The organism is Bifidobacterium rousetti, assembly GCF_008698235.1.
GTDB lineage: Bacteria > Actinomycetota > Actinomycetes > Actinomycetales > Bifidobacteriaceae > Bifidobacterium > Bifidobacterium rousetti.
Genome location: NZ_PEBH01000001.1, coordinates 210,566 through 225,519, shown reverse-complemented (window position 1 = coordinate 225,519; position 14,954 = coordinate 210,566). Strand labels below are relative to the sequence as shown.

At 66.5% G+C, this 14,954-nt stretch carries 12 protein-coding genes and 1 tRNA gene; all 13 read right to left on the bottom strand.

Annotated elements, in window-relative coordinates:
* Positions 1–2 precede the first annotated feature (2 nt).
* A tRNA-Arg gene (locus CSQ85_RS01025) sits at positions 3–76 on the bottom strand.
* Between the two features lie 120 nt (positions 77–196).
* On the bottom strand, positions 197–1,522 hold the full coding sequence (gene clpX / locus CSQ85_RS01020; protein WP_150382477.1) for an ATP-dependent Clp protease ATP-binding subunit ClpX: 1,326 nt from the start codon (positions 1,520–1,522) through the stop codon (positions 197–199).
* Between the two features lie 103 nt (positions 1,523–1,625).
* Positions 1,626–2,327, bottom strand: a complete 702-nt coding sequence (locus tag CSQ85_RS01015) for an ATP-dependent Clp protease proteolytic subunit (protein WP_150382476.1) — start codon at positions 2,325–2,327, stop codon at positions 1,626–1,628.
* 5 nt (positions 2,328–2,332) lie between these two features.
* Positions 2,333–2,947: an ATP-dependent Clp protease proteolytic subunit gene (locus CSQ85_RS01010; protein WP_107040650.1), complete on the bottom strand. Its 615-nt coding sequence runs from the start codon at positions 2,945–2,947 to the stop codon at positions 2,333–2,335.
* Between the two features lie 52 nt (positions 2,948–2,999).
* The gene (locus CSQ85_RS01005) at positions 3,000–4,442 is read right to left on the bottom strand and encodes a chloride channel protein (RefSeq protein ID WP_150382475.1); all 1,443 of its coding nucleotides are present in this window, start codon (positions 4,440–4,442) and stop codon (positions 3,000–3,002) included.
* Positions 4,443–4,606: 164 nt separating this feature from the next.
* On the bottom strand, positions 4,607–5,974 hold the full coding sequence (tig, locus tag CSQ85_RS01000) for a trigger factor (protein WP_150382474.1): 1,368 nt from the start codon (positions 5,972–5,974) through the stop codon (positions 4,607–4,609).
* Positions 5,975–6,028: 54 nt separating this feature from the next.
* Complete coding sequence (locus CSQ85_RS00995) at positions 6,029–7,279, bottom strand: HRDC domain-containing protein (protein ID WP_395956120.1); 1,251 nt, start codon at positions 7,277–7,279, stop codon at positions 6,029–6,031.
* A gap of 43 nt (positions 7,280–7,322) precedes the next feature.
* The gene (locus CSQ85_RS00990; protein WP_150382472.1) at positions 7,323–7,997 is read right to left on the bottom strand and encodes a DUF3000 family protein; all 675 of its coding nucleotides are present in this window, start codon (positions 7,995–7,997) and stop codon (positions 7,323–7,325) included.
* 70 nt (positions 7,998–8,067) lie between these two features.
* Positions 8,068–8,946: a pyruvate formate-lyase-activating protein gene (gene pflA, locus CSQ85_RS00985; protein WP_107040453.1), complete on the bottom strand. Its 879-nt coding sequence runs from the start codon at positions 8,944–8,946 to the stop codon at positions 8,068–8,070.
* Between the two features lie 230 nt (positions 8,947–9,176).
* Entirely contained in the window at positions 9,177–11,552 is a 2,376-nt protein-coding gene (gene pflB, locus CSQ85_RS00980; RefSeq protein WP_150382471.1) for a formate C-acetyltransferase, read from the bottom strand.
* A gap of 273 nt (positions 11,553–11,825) precedes the next feature.
* Positions 11,826–12,047: a hypothetical protein gene (locus CSQ85_RS00975; RefSeq protein ID WP_150382470.1), complete on the bottom strand. Its 222-nt coding sequence runs from the start codon at positions 12,045–12,047 to the stop codon at positions 11,826–11,828.
* A gap of 22 nt (positions 12,048–12,069) precedes the next feature.
* Entirely contained in the window at positions 12,070–13,767 is a 1,698-nt protein-coding gene (locus CSQ85_RS00970; protein ID WP_150382469.1) for an NAD+ synthase, read from the bottom strand.
* Positions 13,768–13,788: 21 nt separating this feature from the next.
* The gene (locus tag CSQ85_RS00965) at positions 13,789–14,949 is read right to left on the bottom strand and encodes a M20 metallopeptidase family protein (protein WP_150382468.1); all 1,161 of its coding nucleotides are present in this window, start codon (positions 14,947–14,949) and stop codon (positions 13,789–13,791) included.
* Positions 14,950–14,954: the final 5 nt, after the last annotated feature.

The window sequence follows — 14,954 nt, the reverse complement described above, 5'->3', positions numbered from 1 at the left end:
TGTGCGCCGGACAGGATTCGAACCTGCGACCTGCTGATCCGTAGTCAGCTGCTCTAATCCGCTGGGCTACCGGCGCATGTTGCCCTCGCGGCAACTCGAGATATATTACATGCTTCTTCGATTCATGCAACTCGGCGTGTCGCGCTTGGACGACGATATATGCAGGCCGTATCCGAACCCGTGCACAGCCCCGCACTCAGGCCGTCCGAAGCTGTTCCGAGCGCACGAGCTTCGGCTCCGAGCGCCCCAGCACCGCGGCCTCGTCGACGATCACCTGACCGACGTCGGGCATGCTCGGCAGCCGGAACATCGTGTCCTGCAGCGTACGTTCGATGATCGATCGCAGCCCGCGCGCCCCGGTGCCCTGCTCTATGGCGGTGGCGGCGATCGCGCGCACCGCCTTCTCGGTGAAGGCGAGGTCCACCCCGTCCACCGCGAACAGCTTCATGTACTGCTTGACCAGCGAATTGGCGGGCTCGACGAGCACGGCCGCCAGATCGTCCTCGGTGAGCTCGTCGAGCACGCTGATCACCGGCAACCGCCCGATGAACTCGGGCAGCAGGCCGAAATCGGCGAGGTCGTCGGCGGTGACGTGCCGCAGCACGTCCCTGTCGGGCACCTCGTTGTCCCGCCAGGAGGCGGAGAAGCCGCTCTCCCTCGCCCCCAAACGGTTCTTGATGATGTCGGGCAGGCCGACGAACGCGCCGCCGCAGATGAACAGGATGCCACGCGTGTCGATCTGCACGGTCTCCTGATCACGGTGCTTGCGCGTGCCCTCCTCGGGTACGGTGGCGATGGTGCCTTCGAGGATCTTGAGCAGGGCCTGCTGGACGCCCTCGCCGGACACGTCACGCGTGATGGAGGTGTTCTCGCCGGATTTGCGGGCGATCTTGTCGATCTCGTCGATGTAGATGATGCCGTGCTCGGCGCGCGACACGTCGCCGTCGGCCGCCTGGATGAGCCGTTGGAGGATGGTCTCGACGTCGTCGCCCACGTATCCGGCCTCGGTCAGCGTGGTGGCGTCGGTGATGACGAACGGCACGTTCATGACCTTGGCGAGCGACTGGGCGAGGTAGGTCTTGCCGACGCCGGTGGGTCCCATGAGCAGGATGTTCGACTTGGCGACCTCCACCCCCGCGAGCGGATCGGCTCCGACGGCCCCGGGACCCATGTCCAGCACCCCGGCGTGATACCGCCCGAGCTGGCCCGCGGCCTCGTCGAGTTCCATGTTGACGCGCTTGTAGTGGTTGTACACCGCCACCGACAGCGCGCGCTTGGCGTCCTCCTGCCCGATCACGTAGCGGTCGAGATAGGACTTGATCTGCATGGGCTTCGGCAGCTGGAGGGCGTTGACCTCGGCGTCCTTGCGGCGTTCGTCGGAGATGATGCCGACGCACAGCTCGATGCATTCGTCGCAGATGGCGGCGCCCTGCCCGGTGACGAGCTTGCGGACCTGATGCTCCGTCTTGCCGCAGAACGTGCAGGCCGGCACCTCCTCGTCGTAGCTCATCACACGGCCCATGCGCCCTCCCTGTACTCCCCTGTATGCGGGACTCCCTCATGCGGGTATGCCGAAATACAACATTACCCCCGGTCCCGCGGGATCAGGGGTAATGACGGACCGCTCACTGGCGGTGTTCGAGCACCTCGTCGACGATGCCGTAGTCCTTGGCCTCCTGGGCCGTCAGGAACGTGTCGACCTCGATGTCCTTGCGGATGCGCTCGACGTCCTGGCCGGTGTGCTTGGCGAGCGTGTTCTCGAGCCATTCGCGCATGCGCAGCATCTCGCGGGCCTGGATCTCGATCTCGGTGGCCTTGCCGAAGCCCTGGTCGATGGCGGGCTGGTGGATGAGCACGCGGGCGTTCGGCAGCATCAGGCGCTTGCCCTTGGTGCCGGCTGCCAGCAGTATCGCGGCAGCGGAGGCGGCCTGGCCGAGGCAGACGGTCTGCACGTCGGGCTTGATGTACTGCATCGTGTCGTAGATCGCGGTCATGGCGGTCATCGAGCCACCGGGCGAGTTGATGTACATCATCACGTCGCGGTTCGGGTCCTGGGACTCGAGCACGAGCAGCTGGGCCATGATGTCGTCGGCGGAGGTGTCGTCCACCTGCACGCCCATGAAGATGATGCGGTCCTCGAACAGGCGCGTGTACGGGTCCTGCCTCTTGAAGCCGTAGGGCGTCTTCTCCTCGAACTGCGGCAGGATGTACCGGTTCTGCGGGGCGAACGCGGCCTCGCGGCGTGCGGCGGGCATGAAGCCCACGACTCCGGCGGGACCGGCCAGACGGTCGACGCGTGCGGCGAACTTCGCTTCCTCGCTTGCCATGCTTGTCACTCTCCCTTCGTCATCGAATCGTGCGTGGTGATGATCTTGTCCACGAAACCGTATTCCAGTGCCTCGCTGGCGGTGAACCAGTGGTCGTACTCGTTGTCGCGGTAGATCTCCTCGACGGTGTGGCCCGTCTGCTCGGCGGTCAGCTCGCTCATGGTCTTCTTCATGTCCATGATGAGCTCGGCGTTGATGCGCACGTCGGTGGTGGTGCCGCCGATGCCGCCGGAGGGCTGGTGCATGAGCACGCGGGCGTGCGAGGTCAGGAAGCGCTTGCCCTTCGTGCCCGAGCTCAGCAGGAACTGGCCCATCGAGGCGCACATGCCGAGGCCCACGGTGGCCACATCCGGCTCGATGAGCTGCATCGTGTCGTAGATGGCCATGCCCGCGGTGATGGAGCCGCCGGGCGAGTTGATGTACAGCCAGATGTCCTTCTTCGGATCCTCCGCGGCCAGCATCAGCATCTGCGCGCAGATGCGGTTGGCCATATCGTCCTTGACCTCCTCGCCCATCCAGATGATGCGGTCCTTGAGGAGCCGGTTGAAGATCGGATCGGCGAATCCGGCCGGCGCGTCCTCGCCCGCCATGGTCGGAAGGGTTGCAAGAGTGTTGCTCACCTTGTTCTCCATTTCGAATGTCAGTCGTAAACAACAGTCAAGACTACCGCCTTCAAGCGACGGAGGCGGCGGAGGCGGCCGTTTTCGGCTCGACGCGTAGCGCGGCGAGGAACCATTGCGAGACGAACGCCGAGACCGCGACACCCAGCCCCACGGGCACGAGGAAGCCGATCGGGGTCTCGGTCAGCTCCGCCACGAGGCACATGGCCATGAGCGGCGCCTGCTGGGACGCGGCGAGCAGCGCGGCGGCGCCGATCAGCGCGCAGGCGGTCACCGAGTCGTTCGGGAAGGCGAACATCCAGACGAGACCCATCATCGCGCCCAGCGTGGAGCCGAGGGCGATGCCGGGCTGGAGCACGCCGCCGGAGGCGCCGGAGCGGATGGTGACGAGGGTCATCACGGCCTTCGCCGCGAAGGTGAGCGCAAGCACGCCGAACACGATCCAGAAGCCGTCGAGCGACAGAGGCAGCCCGGCGTGCGGCGCTGCTCCCCCGTCGGAGCCGATGAGCGTCCACGGGGACGCGGCGGCGGATGCGGACGACTGTTCCGCCCCGGACAGCGCGGCGAGGCCGGGCAGGAACGTGGAGAACCCGAGTTGGGCCGCGGCGCGGCCGTTGCCCATGACCTGCGGGACGAGGATGGCGACCAGACCGGTCAGCACGCCGGCGAGCGGCATCTGCCACAGGATCGCGGCGTCCTTGGGCTGGTGGGCGGTCGCCCATGACGAGCCCTTGCGGAACAATGCGCCGACGAGCCCGCACATGGCGCCGCACAGGAGCGCGAACAGCATCAGGCTGGGCGTGTAGTCGGGCTGCATCGCGGTCACATCGTAGAACGTGTGACGGCCCTTGACCAAGGACGCGACGAAAGCGGCGGTCGCGGACATGCCGAGGCCGAACGCCACCTTCTCGATGGTCACGTCGACGAGCAGGATCTCGACGGCGAAGAACATGCCGGCCAGCGGCGCGTCGTAGACGCCGCCGAGGCCCGCGCCGGCGGCGACTGCGACGACCATGCGCCGGTCGATCGCGCCAGAACCGCCCGTTCCATCCGTTCCTCCCGTTCCGATGTGGAACAGGTCGCAGAACCGCTGCGCAAGCATGGCGCCGAGTTCGCGCGGGGCGACCTCGCGGCCTATCGAGGCGCCGGAGCCGACGATGAAGATCTGCAGCACGACGTGCACGATCGTCTGCCAGAGCGGCATGCGCTCGCCGCCCACGGCCTTCTTGACCGACGGCACTTTGGCGCTCCTCGTGCGCAGCAGATACCAGATGACGCCCGCCACGGTCAGGCCCACGGTCACGGAGACGGCACGCCGCACTCCCGGAACCCCGAACGGGCCGGGCAGCCCCGCCCCCTCCACGTAGCCGAGCATCACATGCTCCACGCCATAGAGCAACAACGTGAGCAGGCCCGCGCCCGCACCTATCAGGGCGCCGAGCGCCAGCGTGGCGCAGGTCAGCCAGCCTATACGACGCGGATCCGGTGATCGCATGTTCCACTCCTTGCTCATGCATGACGGAAAGAGCCCGGAGTCATTACACTCCGGGCTCTTGACCTACGCATGTACGAGCAGCGTTATGAGTTGCCACACCGCGTCATCATGACGACGCGGGAACTCGTTCGCGGCCGCTAGCGCTTATCGGCGCTCATTCGCGCTCACTCGCCGTCCTTGGCGGACAGCTCGTCGGCGACCGCGGCGGCGGCGGAAGCGGCCTCGACGGACTCGGCCTCCTCATCCTCGGCGGCCTCGCCGAGGAAGGCGGACAGGTCGACCTCCTCGCCGTTGGCGGTGAACTTGACGGCGCGCATGCCGGCCAGCAGGCCCTTGGAACGGCCGACCTCCTGCACGGCGGAGCCGAGCTGTCCGTTCTTGATGATGGCCTGGATGAAGGCGTTCGGGTCCATGCCGTACTGCTGGGCGATGGAGGCGAGGAAGTTGAACACGTCGGCCTGGGAGACCTCGACGTTCATCTTCTCGGCGAGGGTGTCAAGCAGGATCTGGTCCTTGAGCTCCTTCTCGGCGCCCTCCTCGGCCTGCTGCTTCTGCTCGTCGGTGGCCTTCTCCGGGTCCGGGGTCAGGCCCTTGAGGTGCTCCTCGACGGCCGCGGCCTTGACGCCCTTCGGCACCGGGATATCGAGGCCCTCGGCCAGCTTGGCCAGGAAGGCGTCGCGCGCCTCGGTGGCCTGACGACCCTTGGCGTCCTCGCCGGCGGCCTTGCGGATGTCGGCCTTGAGCTCGTCGAGCGTGTCGAACTCGGAGGCCTCCTGGGCGAAGTCGTCGTTGAGCTCCGGGAGCTCCTCGGCCTTCACGGAGTTGACCTTGACCTTGACGGTGGCCTTCTGGCCCTCGTGCTCGCCGGCCTCCAACGTGCCCTCGAAGGTGGTCTCCTCGCCGGCGGACAGGCCGTCAAGGGCCTCATCCAGACCGTCGAGCATGGTGTTGGAGCCGAGCTCGTAGCTCACGCCCTCCTGGGAGTCGACAACCTCGCCGTCGATCTCGGCGGACAGGTCGATGTTCGCGAAGTCGCCCTTGGCGGCCGGACGGTCGACGCCCACGAGGGTGCCGAAGCGCTGGCGCAGGGTCTCGAGGCGCTTGTCGACGTCCTCATCGGTGACCTCCGGGGCGGCGATGGCGATCTCCGTGCCCTCGAACGCCGGCAGTTCGATCTCCGGGCGACGCTCGACGGTGGCGGTGAACTTGAGCTTGGTCTCGTCCTTGGCGGACTGCGGAACCTCGACGACGTCGAACTCCGGCTGGGCCATCGGGTGGATCTTCTTCTCCTCCAGGGCCTTGGAGTACAGCTCCGGCACGCCATCGTTGACGGCCTGGCCGGCGACGGCGCCGAAACCGAAACGCTGATCGATGATCTTGCCCGGAACGTGACCCTTGCGGAAGCCCGGCACGTTCACCTGCTTGGCGATGTCCTTGCGGGCGGCATCGAGGTACGGGTCGAGCTCCTCCGGTTCGACGGTGATGGTGAGCTTCACCTTGGTGGGTTCGAGGTTACGAACGCTGATCTTCACGCTAAACGCTCCTGAAAAGTCGTGTTTTCATCAATATCTGCCCGAAGGCAACCGTCACAGTATAGCGCGCGACACGGACGCGGCGATCAGCCGCACCTGCCAGTCGCGTGCGCCCTGCTCCCTGAGGAACGCCGCCACGTCGCGGTTCGCGGGCGAATCGGTCCAGCACAGGTTGCGGATGATCTGCGGCTTGATGATCACCTCGGCGGGCGTTCGCGTGTCCTCGGCGATCTGGTTAACGACGCGGCGCACGCGCTGGAGCCGCTCCTTGCGCTCGGGACGTCTGTCCCACAGGCGCATCGCGCGCGGGGCGTTCGCCTCGGCGTCCGGCACGCATCCGCCGGCCGGCATGGACGGCAGCTGGCTCGCGGGCAGCGCCAGCGCCTCCTGGATCGCGGTCTTCCACACGGATGGCTTGACCGCGCGCTGGATCGGCGCGTAGCGTTCGAACATCTTGTCCTGTTCGCCCCCGGTGTGGATGCGCACGCGTTCGTTGAGGGAGCGCACGGCGCGGAATTCGCGCGCGTTGCGGGGTTTGCGCTCGGCGGCCTCGATGATGGAGGCGTCGGCGAGCAGCAGCGTGGGGGCGATGTCGTAGCGTCGCGCGAGCTCGTCGCGCTTGGTCCACAGCGCCCTGGCGATGGCCAGGCCCCTGCGGTCCCGTCCGAGGCTGGTGATGTGCGATATGCGCAGCCACGGAATCGGATGGTCGTGCCGGGGAACCCCGGATGTGCCCTCGGCGAGGATGTGTGCGAACTCCTCGTCGGCCCACTCGGTCTTGCCGTGCGACTTGAGGTCGGCGCGCATCAGGCCCTCGAGCTCGATGAGCAGCTCCACGTCGAGCGCGGCGTAGTTGCGCCAGTCGCGCGGCAGCGGACGGTAGGACCAGTCCGCCGCCGAATGTTCCTTGGCCAGGGTGATGCCGAGGTAGTGCTCGGTGACGGCCGCGAGGCCGAAGCGGTGCAGTCCGAGCAGCCGCGCGGCCATCTCGGTGTCGAAGAGCCCCTGGGGTCTCAGCCCGAGGTCGGCGAAGCCGGGCAGGTCCATCATCGCGTCGTGGAGGATCCAGACGGCGTCGCCGACGGCCCCGTTGAATTCGTTCCAGTCGACGCCGACGCGGTTGAGCGCCACCGGATCGAGCAGGAAGATGCCCGCCCCCTCGCGTTTGAACTGGATGAGCCAGTCCTCGTGTCCGTAGCGGAAGCCGGAGGCCCGTTCGGCGTCGGCGGCCAATGGCCCGGATGCACCGGCAAGCGCCTCGCACGCCCTGTGGTATCCGGCGAGCGTGTCGGTGACGTCCGGCACTCCCCCGCGCGGTTCTTTCTGCAGTCGTGGTTCCTGTCTGGGATCAGTCAACGGTTGCGCCCTCGTTGAAGTGGATGGTGGATCGGAGGAAGCTGGCCCATGCCGCGACGTGCGCGCCGGCATCGAAGGGGACGCCGGTATGGACCGCCGGGGTAAAGGATACACGCATCTCGCATCCCGCGGAACCGCCGTCCCCGAGGGACCCGAAGGTGGTGTTCTGCGTGACGGTGACGGTCCCGCCGACGCTGTCGGGCTCGGCGGCCTTGAGCCAGCCGCACATGTCGTCCCAGTACATGCCCGGCGCCAGCGGATCGTTCTCCGCACGGGGCAACGGCAGGCTCGCGAAGGCGACGCAACGCCAGTGGGAGCCCCAGTCGGGGCGTTCGTCATTGCTGTAGAGCGTCATGATCCAGCCCGTGGCCACGGCCGGGGCCGATGACGGCAGGTCGTCGAACGGATATGTCCCGTCCGCGCCACGCCCGTGTGCCGCCGACGCCACTTCGATCGCGACCCCGATGCCGTAGTCGGCCAGGGTGGCGGGCACCGGGATCTCCCGGTAGCCCATGCCGTCGATCCGGCGCATGGCGCGTATCGACTCGACGGCGTCCCATACGGCGTCGGGGACGCCGCAAGGACGCCCCGGCAGGTCCTGCGCCGCGTCGTCGCGGGTGGTGCCGTGCGGATTCGCGCCGGTGGGAAACGCATAGATGTCGGCCATGTCTTCAGCCTACGTGCGCGTACGGCGTTTCGCGGTATCGACACGTGAAGATCGCCATGCGACCTTGCGATTAATAGACGGTGAACCCGTGCGATTCGAACTGCTTCGTGACGCGTTCGCGCAATGCGGCGTTCGGCCCCTTCTGGTTCTCCAGCGGGTACGGGATGCGCATCTCATGCCACTTCGGCCTGCCGAGCTGGTGGAAGCCGAGGACGTCGATGTGCTCGACGGAGTCGCCGAAACTCTCGCAGATCCTGGCCACATTCTCGACGTTCTCCTCGGAGTCGGTCAGCCCCGGCACGAGCACGAAACGCACCCAGATCTTCTTGCCGGCCTTCGCGAGCCTGCGGCCGAAGTCGATAGTGGGCTGCAGGACGCCGCCGGTGACCTTGTGGTAGGTCTCCTCATCGCCGGACTTGACGTCGAGCAGGCACAGGTCGATGTCCTCGAGCATCTCGTCGGTGTAGTTCGTGTTGAGGAAGCCGGAGGTGTCGAGGCAGGTGTGCACGCCCATCTCCTTGGCCGCGTGGAAGACGCGGGAGACGAACGCCGGCTGCATCATCGACTCGCCGCCGGAGAAGGTGATGCCGCCGCGCGTGGCCTTGAACAGGTCCTTGTAGCGGTCGACCTTCTTGATCATCGCGTCGAGGTAGACGGGCTTGCCGTCGCGCATCTTCCAGGTGTCGGGGTTCTGGCAGTACTGGCAGCGCAGCGGGCAGCCGGACATGAAGACGGTCATGCGGGTGCCCGGACCGTCGACGGACGTGTTGATGTCCCACGAATGGACGAAGCCGATGTCGCCGGACTTCAACGCGGCGATGCGGTCGCGTCGGTCGAGTCCGATCGGGGATTCGAATCCGGACAGGCCGCCCATGAGGGTCTGGGACGCGTACGACTTGGATTCGCGCAGCATGTGGCGCGTGGTGGTGCGGAACTGGGTTTCGGGCATCGTTGTCCTCCTGTTCCAAAAGTGATGCGTATGTCGGGTATGTGTGTGGCTTGGTATATGTGATATATGCGCATACCCGGTATGTGCGCGACCGGGTATGCGCGCTGGGCGTCGGTTTTCGAAAACGGTGTTCGGCATGACGAAGGGGCGGGATCCTTGAAAGTCCCACCCCTTCGTTCATCTATCGCCTGCGGCCTTCATGGCCGGGCGGCGTGCACCGGATGATCGGATCAGTCGGTGACGGCGCCCTGGTGGAAGGTACGGGAGATGACGTCGAGCTGCTGCTCCTTGGTGAGCTTGACGAAGTTCACCGCGTAGCCGGAGACGCGCACGGTCAGGTGCGGGTACTTCTCCGGGTGCTCGACGGCGTCCTCCATGGTCTCCTTGCGCAGCACATTGATGTTGGCGTGGTAGAGGCCATGGCCGTTGCCGGCGTCCAGGATGCCGACCAGGTTGCCGATGCGCTCGTCCTCGTCACGGCCGAGGCCGTCGGGGGTGATCGTGTTGGTCAGCGAGATGCCGTCCAGCGCGTCGTTGTAGTCGATCTTGCCGACGGAGAACATGGACGGCAGCATGCCGTGGGAGTCCATGCCGTTCTCCGGGTTGGCGCCCGGGGCGTACGGGGTGCCCTTCTTGTGACCGGACGGGAAGGAACCGGTGTTCTTGCCGTACTCCACGTTGGAGGTGATCGTCAGGATGGACTGGGTCGGGACGGCGCCGCGGTAGACCGGCAGGCGCTTGACCTGGCCCATGACCGTGGAGACGACCCACTTGGCGATGTCGTCGGCGCGGTCGTCGTCGTTGCCGTAGATCGGGAACTCGCCCTCGGTGCGGTAGCCCACGACCAGATCGTCGTCGGCGCCCTCGACGTACTCGTACTCGTGTCCCTCGAGGGTCTTGGCCTCGGCGTTGGTGATCGGGTACACCTTGGCGTACTTGATCGCGGCGAGGGAGTCGGCGGCGATGGACAGGCCGGACATGCCGCAGCCGAGGGTGCGGTACACCTCCTTGTCGTGCAGCGCCATCTCGATGGACTCGTACGCGTACTTATCGTGCATGTAGTGGATGATGTTCAGGGCCATGACGTAGGTCTCGGACAGCCACTCGAGGGCCTTCTCGTAGTTGTTCTTGACCTTCTCGTAGTCCAGGGAGCCGTCGGCCTCCGGGGTGATCGGGTCGATCACGCCCTTGTCGATGACCTGCATGCCGGTCATCTCGTCACGGCCGCCGTTGATCGCGTAGAGCAGCGCCTTGGCGGAGTTCACGCGGGCCGCGAAGAACTGCATCTGCTTGCCGACGCGCATCGGGGACACGCAGCAGGCGATGGCCGCGTCGTCGCCCCAGTGGCCGCGGATCTCCTTGTCGGACTCGTACTGGATGGCCGAGGTGTCGATGGAGATCTTGGCGCAGAAGCGCTTGTAGCCTTCCGGCAGCTTCGGATCCCAGAAGATCGTGATGTTCGGCTCCGGGCCGGGTCCGAGGTGCTCGAGGGTCAGCGTGTTGAGCAGACGGAACGAGGTCTTGGTGACCAGCGGACGGCCGTCGTCGCCGAAGCCGGCGTCGGACCAGGTCGCCCAGTACGGGTCGCCGGAGAAGATGTTGTCGTAGTCCTTGGTGCGCAGGAAGCGGACGATCCTGAGCTTCATGACGATGTTGTCGATAAGCTCCTGAGCGTCAGTCTCGGTGATCTTGCCGGCCTCGAGGTCGCGCTGGATGTAGCAGTCGAGGAAGGCGGAGTTGCGGCCGAAGGACATGGCGGCGCCGTCCTGGGACTTGATGGAGGCGAGGTAGCCCATGTAGGTCCACTGCACGGCCTCCTGAGCGGTCTGGGCCGGACGGGTCAGGTCAAGGCCGTACTCGTTGCCGAGGTTGATGAGCTTCTTCAGGGCCTTGATCTGCTCGTCGTGCTCCTCGCGGAAGCGGATCCAGTGCTCGATCTCCGGCTCGGTGAAGTCGTTGCGGTACGGCACGGAGTCCTTGTCGCGCTTCTTGAAGGCGATCAGCTTGTTGACGCCGTACAGGGCGACGCGGCGGTAGTCGCCGATGATGCGGCCACGGCCGTAGGCGTCCGGCAGACCGGTGAGGATCTTGTTGTGGCGGGCGACCTTGATCTGCTTGGTGTAGACGCCGAAGACACCGTCGTTGTGGGTCTTGCGGTACTTGGTGAAGATCTTCTTGATCTCCGGGTCCGGCTCCTTGCCTGCCTCACGGATGGCCTGCTCGACCATGCGCCAGCCGCCGTTCGGCATCATCGCGCGCTTGCAGGGGACGTCGGTCTGCAGGCCGACGATCACGTTGTCGACCTCCGGGGAATCGATGTAGCCCGCCGGGAAGGCGTCGATGTCGGCCGGGGTGTGGGTGTCCACGTCGTAGACGCGCTGCTTGCGCTCGACAGCCAGGTAGTTGTCGTCGAGGTACTGCCACAGGTGCTTGGTCTTCTCGGTGGCCGGGGCGAGGAACGACTCGTCACCCTCGTACGGGGTGTAGTTCTTCTGGATGAAGTCGCGAACGTCGATGTCCTTCTGCCAGTTGCCTCCCTCGAAGCCGTCCCACGCCTTGGCGTCCAGCTCCTCCTGAGTGAGTGCGGTAGATTCCACAGCTGTCATATCCACTCCTTGGTGTTGTGTTCTTGCGACGCACCATTGTCGTCGTTACTTCCATAGTCTAGCCGCTGGTCACTGGGAGTTAACGCAAAATACGCGTGAGCTATCTCACATTACGTTATCGTTCACAGTGACCGTTCACAGCCGAACAGGTATCGCGGCGGTCTCTCCCCCAGTCAGCCTGCGGCTGGCAGCCCCCTCGTCAGAGGAGGCCGGGTAACCGCCGATGCGCAGGCACTTCAGTGCCGGCCCCCTCATCAAGAGGGTGATCGGGCGTCAGTCGTCGGGCTGGCCGTCGTCCTGCGGACCGTTCCACTGACGGTTCCACTGGCGGTCCTGCTCCTTCCAGATCGTCTCGCGGTCCTGGAAGATCTTCCACGCGTTGAGGGCGTCCTCACGGGTCTTGTACGGCCCCATGCGCTGTTCGATGGGCGACTGCGGCCCCAGTTCCGGCTCCCCCGTATGGCTGTTGAAGTACCACCGCTTGTCCTGACTCATCGTCCGGTTCCTCCTTTCGGAACTACTCGCGGAACGCGTTGGTGATCGGCAGGCGCCGGTCGCGGCCGAACGCGAGCGCCGTGACCTTGGGGCCGAGCGGGTATTGGCGGCGCTTCCACTCGGCGCGGTCCACGAGGCGCATCACCGTGTCGACCGTCTTGGCGTCGAAGCCGTCGGCGAGCAGGTCCGCACGCCCGTGCGCATGCTCGATGTACGCGGCAAGCACCTTGTCGAGCAGCGCGTACTCGGGCAGGGAGTCGGAGTCCTTCTGCCCGGGGCGCAGTTCGGCGCTCGGCGCCTTCTCGATCGAGGAGACGGGGATCATCACCCCGTTCTCGAGCGGCGTGCCGGGGTTCCCGGCCTCGTTGCCCACGACCTTCAGTCCTCCGATGCCGACGCCCGCGGCTGCGGCGCGGTTGCGCCAGCGGGCGAGCTCCCACACGCGGGTCTTGAGCAGGTCCTTGATCGGGGCGTAGCCGCCGACCGCGTCGCCGTAGATCGTCGAATAGCCGCAGGCGAGCTCGGACTTGTTGCCGGTGGCCACGGCCAGCAGCCCCTTCGAGTTCGAGTACGCCATGACGATCACGCCGCGGATGCGCGCCTGCAGGTTCTCGGCGGCCACGCCGTCGAGGTGCAGTTGGTTCTGGTAGGCGTTGAACAGCGGTTCGATGGGCTGGACGTCATAGTGGGCGCCGATGTTGGTCGCGAGGTCGGCGGCGTCGTCTTTCGAGCCGTCGGACGAGTACATCGAGGGCATGGAGATGCCGTGCACGTTCCCGCCGCCCACCGCGTCGGCGGCCATCGCGGCGACGAGCGCGGAGTCGATGCCGCCGGACAGGCCGAGCGTGACGCCGGTGAAGCGGTTCTTGGCCATGTAGTCCTTGAGGCCGAGCACGCAGGCGGTGTACACCTCCTCGTCCGGGTCGAGCGGGGGCGCGATCTCGCCCTTGGCCTGATGGACCGTGTCGGTGTCGAGCGTCCAGAACGACAGGTCCTCCATGAACATCGGGGCCCGGGCGAGCAGCGTGCCGTCGGCGTCCATGACGAAGCTGCCGCCGTCGAAGACGAGGTCGTCCTGACCGCCGACCTGGTTGAGGTAGATGAGCGGCGCGTCGACCTCGGCCGCGCGGCGGTGCGCGAGGTCGAGCCTAACGTCGGTCTTGCCCTCCTCGTACGGGGAGCCGTTGATGGTGACGAGCGCGTCGATGTCTCGCCCGGCGAGTTCGGCGACCGGGCCGCCGTCCTGCCAGATGTCCTCGCAGATCGCGACGCCGAGGCGTGCGCCGTCGACGTCGAGGACGACGGAGCGCTCCCCCGCCTTGAAGATGCGGAACTCGTCGAACACGCCGTAGTTGGGCAGGAAGTGCTTGTCGTATCCGGCCCACACCACGCCGTCGTGCAGGACGACGAGACGGTTGTACGGCTTGTCGGTGGCGCGGTCGGTGCCGACCGTGCCGACCACCACATACAGGTCGCCGAGGTCGTCCCTCTTCAGGCGGTCGGCGAGTTCGTCGGCCTTGTCCCACGCGGCCTGACGGAACGTGCGGCGCAGGGCCAGATCCTCGATCGGGTATCCGGTGAGCGTCATCTCGGGGAAGACGACGACGTCGGCGTGGCCTTCGGCGGCCTTGCGGGAGTAGTCGAGCACCTTGTCCGCGTTGGCGTCGAGCGCGCCGACGCAGGTGTCGATCTGGGCTAATGCGAAACGAATCTGGGTCATGCTCACTATCCTATAAGCCCCTCAGGCGAGTTCCCGGCCGACGCGCAGCGCGGCGTTGACGTAGAAGTTCACGAACGCGGGCAGCGAGGCGTCGAGCCCGATGAAGCGGGGGCTGTGCCAGTCGGCGCAGCCGGGCTCCCCGTTGGAGCCGATGAACGCGAACACGGAGCGGGTCACCTCGGCGAACTCGCAGAAGTCCTCCCCCGCCATGGAGGGGCGGATCGGCTCGAGCGTGGCGTAGTCGCGCACGTCGCCCGCGACGGACCGCGCCAGCGCGGCGTCGGATACGACCGGGTCCTGGAAGTCGTCCCATTCCACGTCGGCGGTGATCCCGAACGCCTCGGCGGTGTGCCCGACGATGGCGCGGAACCGGCGTTCGGCGAGCAGGCTGTCCTCCTTGTGGAAGTAGCGCACGGTGCCCTGGAACCCGGCTTCGGCGGGCACGACGTTCCACACGCGCCCGCCGTGCACCTCGGTGATGGACAGCACCAGCGGGTTCAGCGCCGAGATGTTGCGACTGACGATGGTCTGCAGCTCGAGCACCATGCTCGCCATCGCCTCGATCGGCCCGGTGCCCTTGTGCGGATAGCCGGCGTGCGTGCCGTCGGCGTGCAGCGTGACCTGGAACCGCACGCAGCCCGCCATCATCGGATCCACGCCGACGGCGATCTCGCCGGGCGCGTAGTTGGGGTTGTTGTGGGTGCCGATGATCGCGTCCACGTCGTCGAGCAGGCCGGCGTCCATCATCGCCCGCGCGCCCTGTCCGGTCTCCTCGCTCGGCTGGAAGAGGATCTTCACCGATCCGGCGAACCGGTCGCGGTGCTCGGCGAGCCAGAAGGCCGCGCCCAGAAGCCCCGTCATGTGCAGGTCGTGGCCACAGCCGTGCATGACGCCCTCGTTGACGGAGGTGAAATCGAGTCCGGTGTCCTCGACGATGGGCAGTCCGTCGATGTCGGCGCGAAGGGCGACGCGCGGCCCCGGACCGCCCTCGCCGCGGATCAGGCCGACGACGCCCGTGGGCAGCGGGTTGTCGAGGATCTCGACGCCGTGCGCGCGCAGCTGGTCGGCCAGATAGATGCTGGTGTCGAACTCCTTGAAGCTGCGCTCGGGGTGGGCGTGCAGGTAGTGGCGGATGTCGATGAGGCTTGGATCCAACTCGATGTGCTCGATATGCTCGGTCATGCCTC

Excerpts from the sequence above, each read along its gene's own strand:
- CSQ85_RS00970 (WP_150382469.1), bottom strand. The coding sequence starts at position 13,767 with ATGACCCAGATTCGTTTCGCATTAGCCCAGATCGACACCTGCGTCGGC.
- clpX (WP_150382477.1), bottom strand. The coding sequence starts at position 1,522 with ATGGGCCGTGTGATGAGCTACGACGAGGAGGTGCCGGCCTGCACGTTC.
- CSQ85_RS00990 (WP_150382472.1), bottom strand. The coding sequence starts at position 7,997 with ATGGCCGACATCTATGCGTTTCCCACCGGCGCGAATCCGCACGGCACC.
- CSQ85_RS00965 (WP_150382468.1), bottom strand. The coding sequence starts at position 14,949 with ATGACCGAGCATATCGAGCACATCGAGTTGGATCCAAGCCTCATCGAC.
- pflA (WP_107040453.1), bottom strand. The coding sequence starts at position 8,946 with ATGCCCGAAACCCAGTTCCGCACCACCACGCGCCACATGCTGCGCGAA.
- pflB (WP_150382471.1), bottom strand. The coding sequence starts at position 11,552 with ATGACAGCTGTGGAATCTACCGCACTCACTCAGGAGGAGCTGGACGCC.
- CSQ85_RS01015 (WP_150382476.1), bottom strand. The coding sequence starts at position 2,327 with ATGGCAAGCGAGGAAGCGAAGTTCGCCGCACGCGTCGACCGTCTGGCC.
- CSQ85_RS00975 (WP_150382470.1), bottom strand. The coding sequence starts at position 12,047 with ATGAGTCAGGACAAGCGGTGGTACTTCAACAGCCATACGGGGGAGCCG.
- CSQ85_RS01005 (WP_150382475.1), bottom strand. The coding sequence starts at position 4,442 with ATGCGATCACCGGATCCGCGTCGTATAGGCTGGCTGACCTGCGCCACG.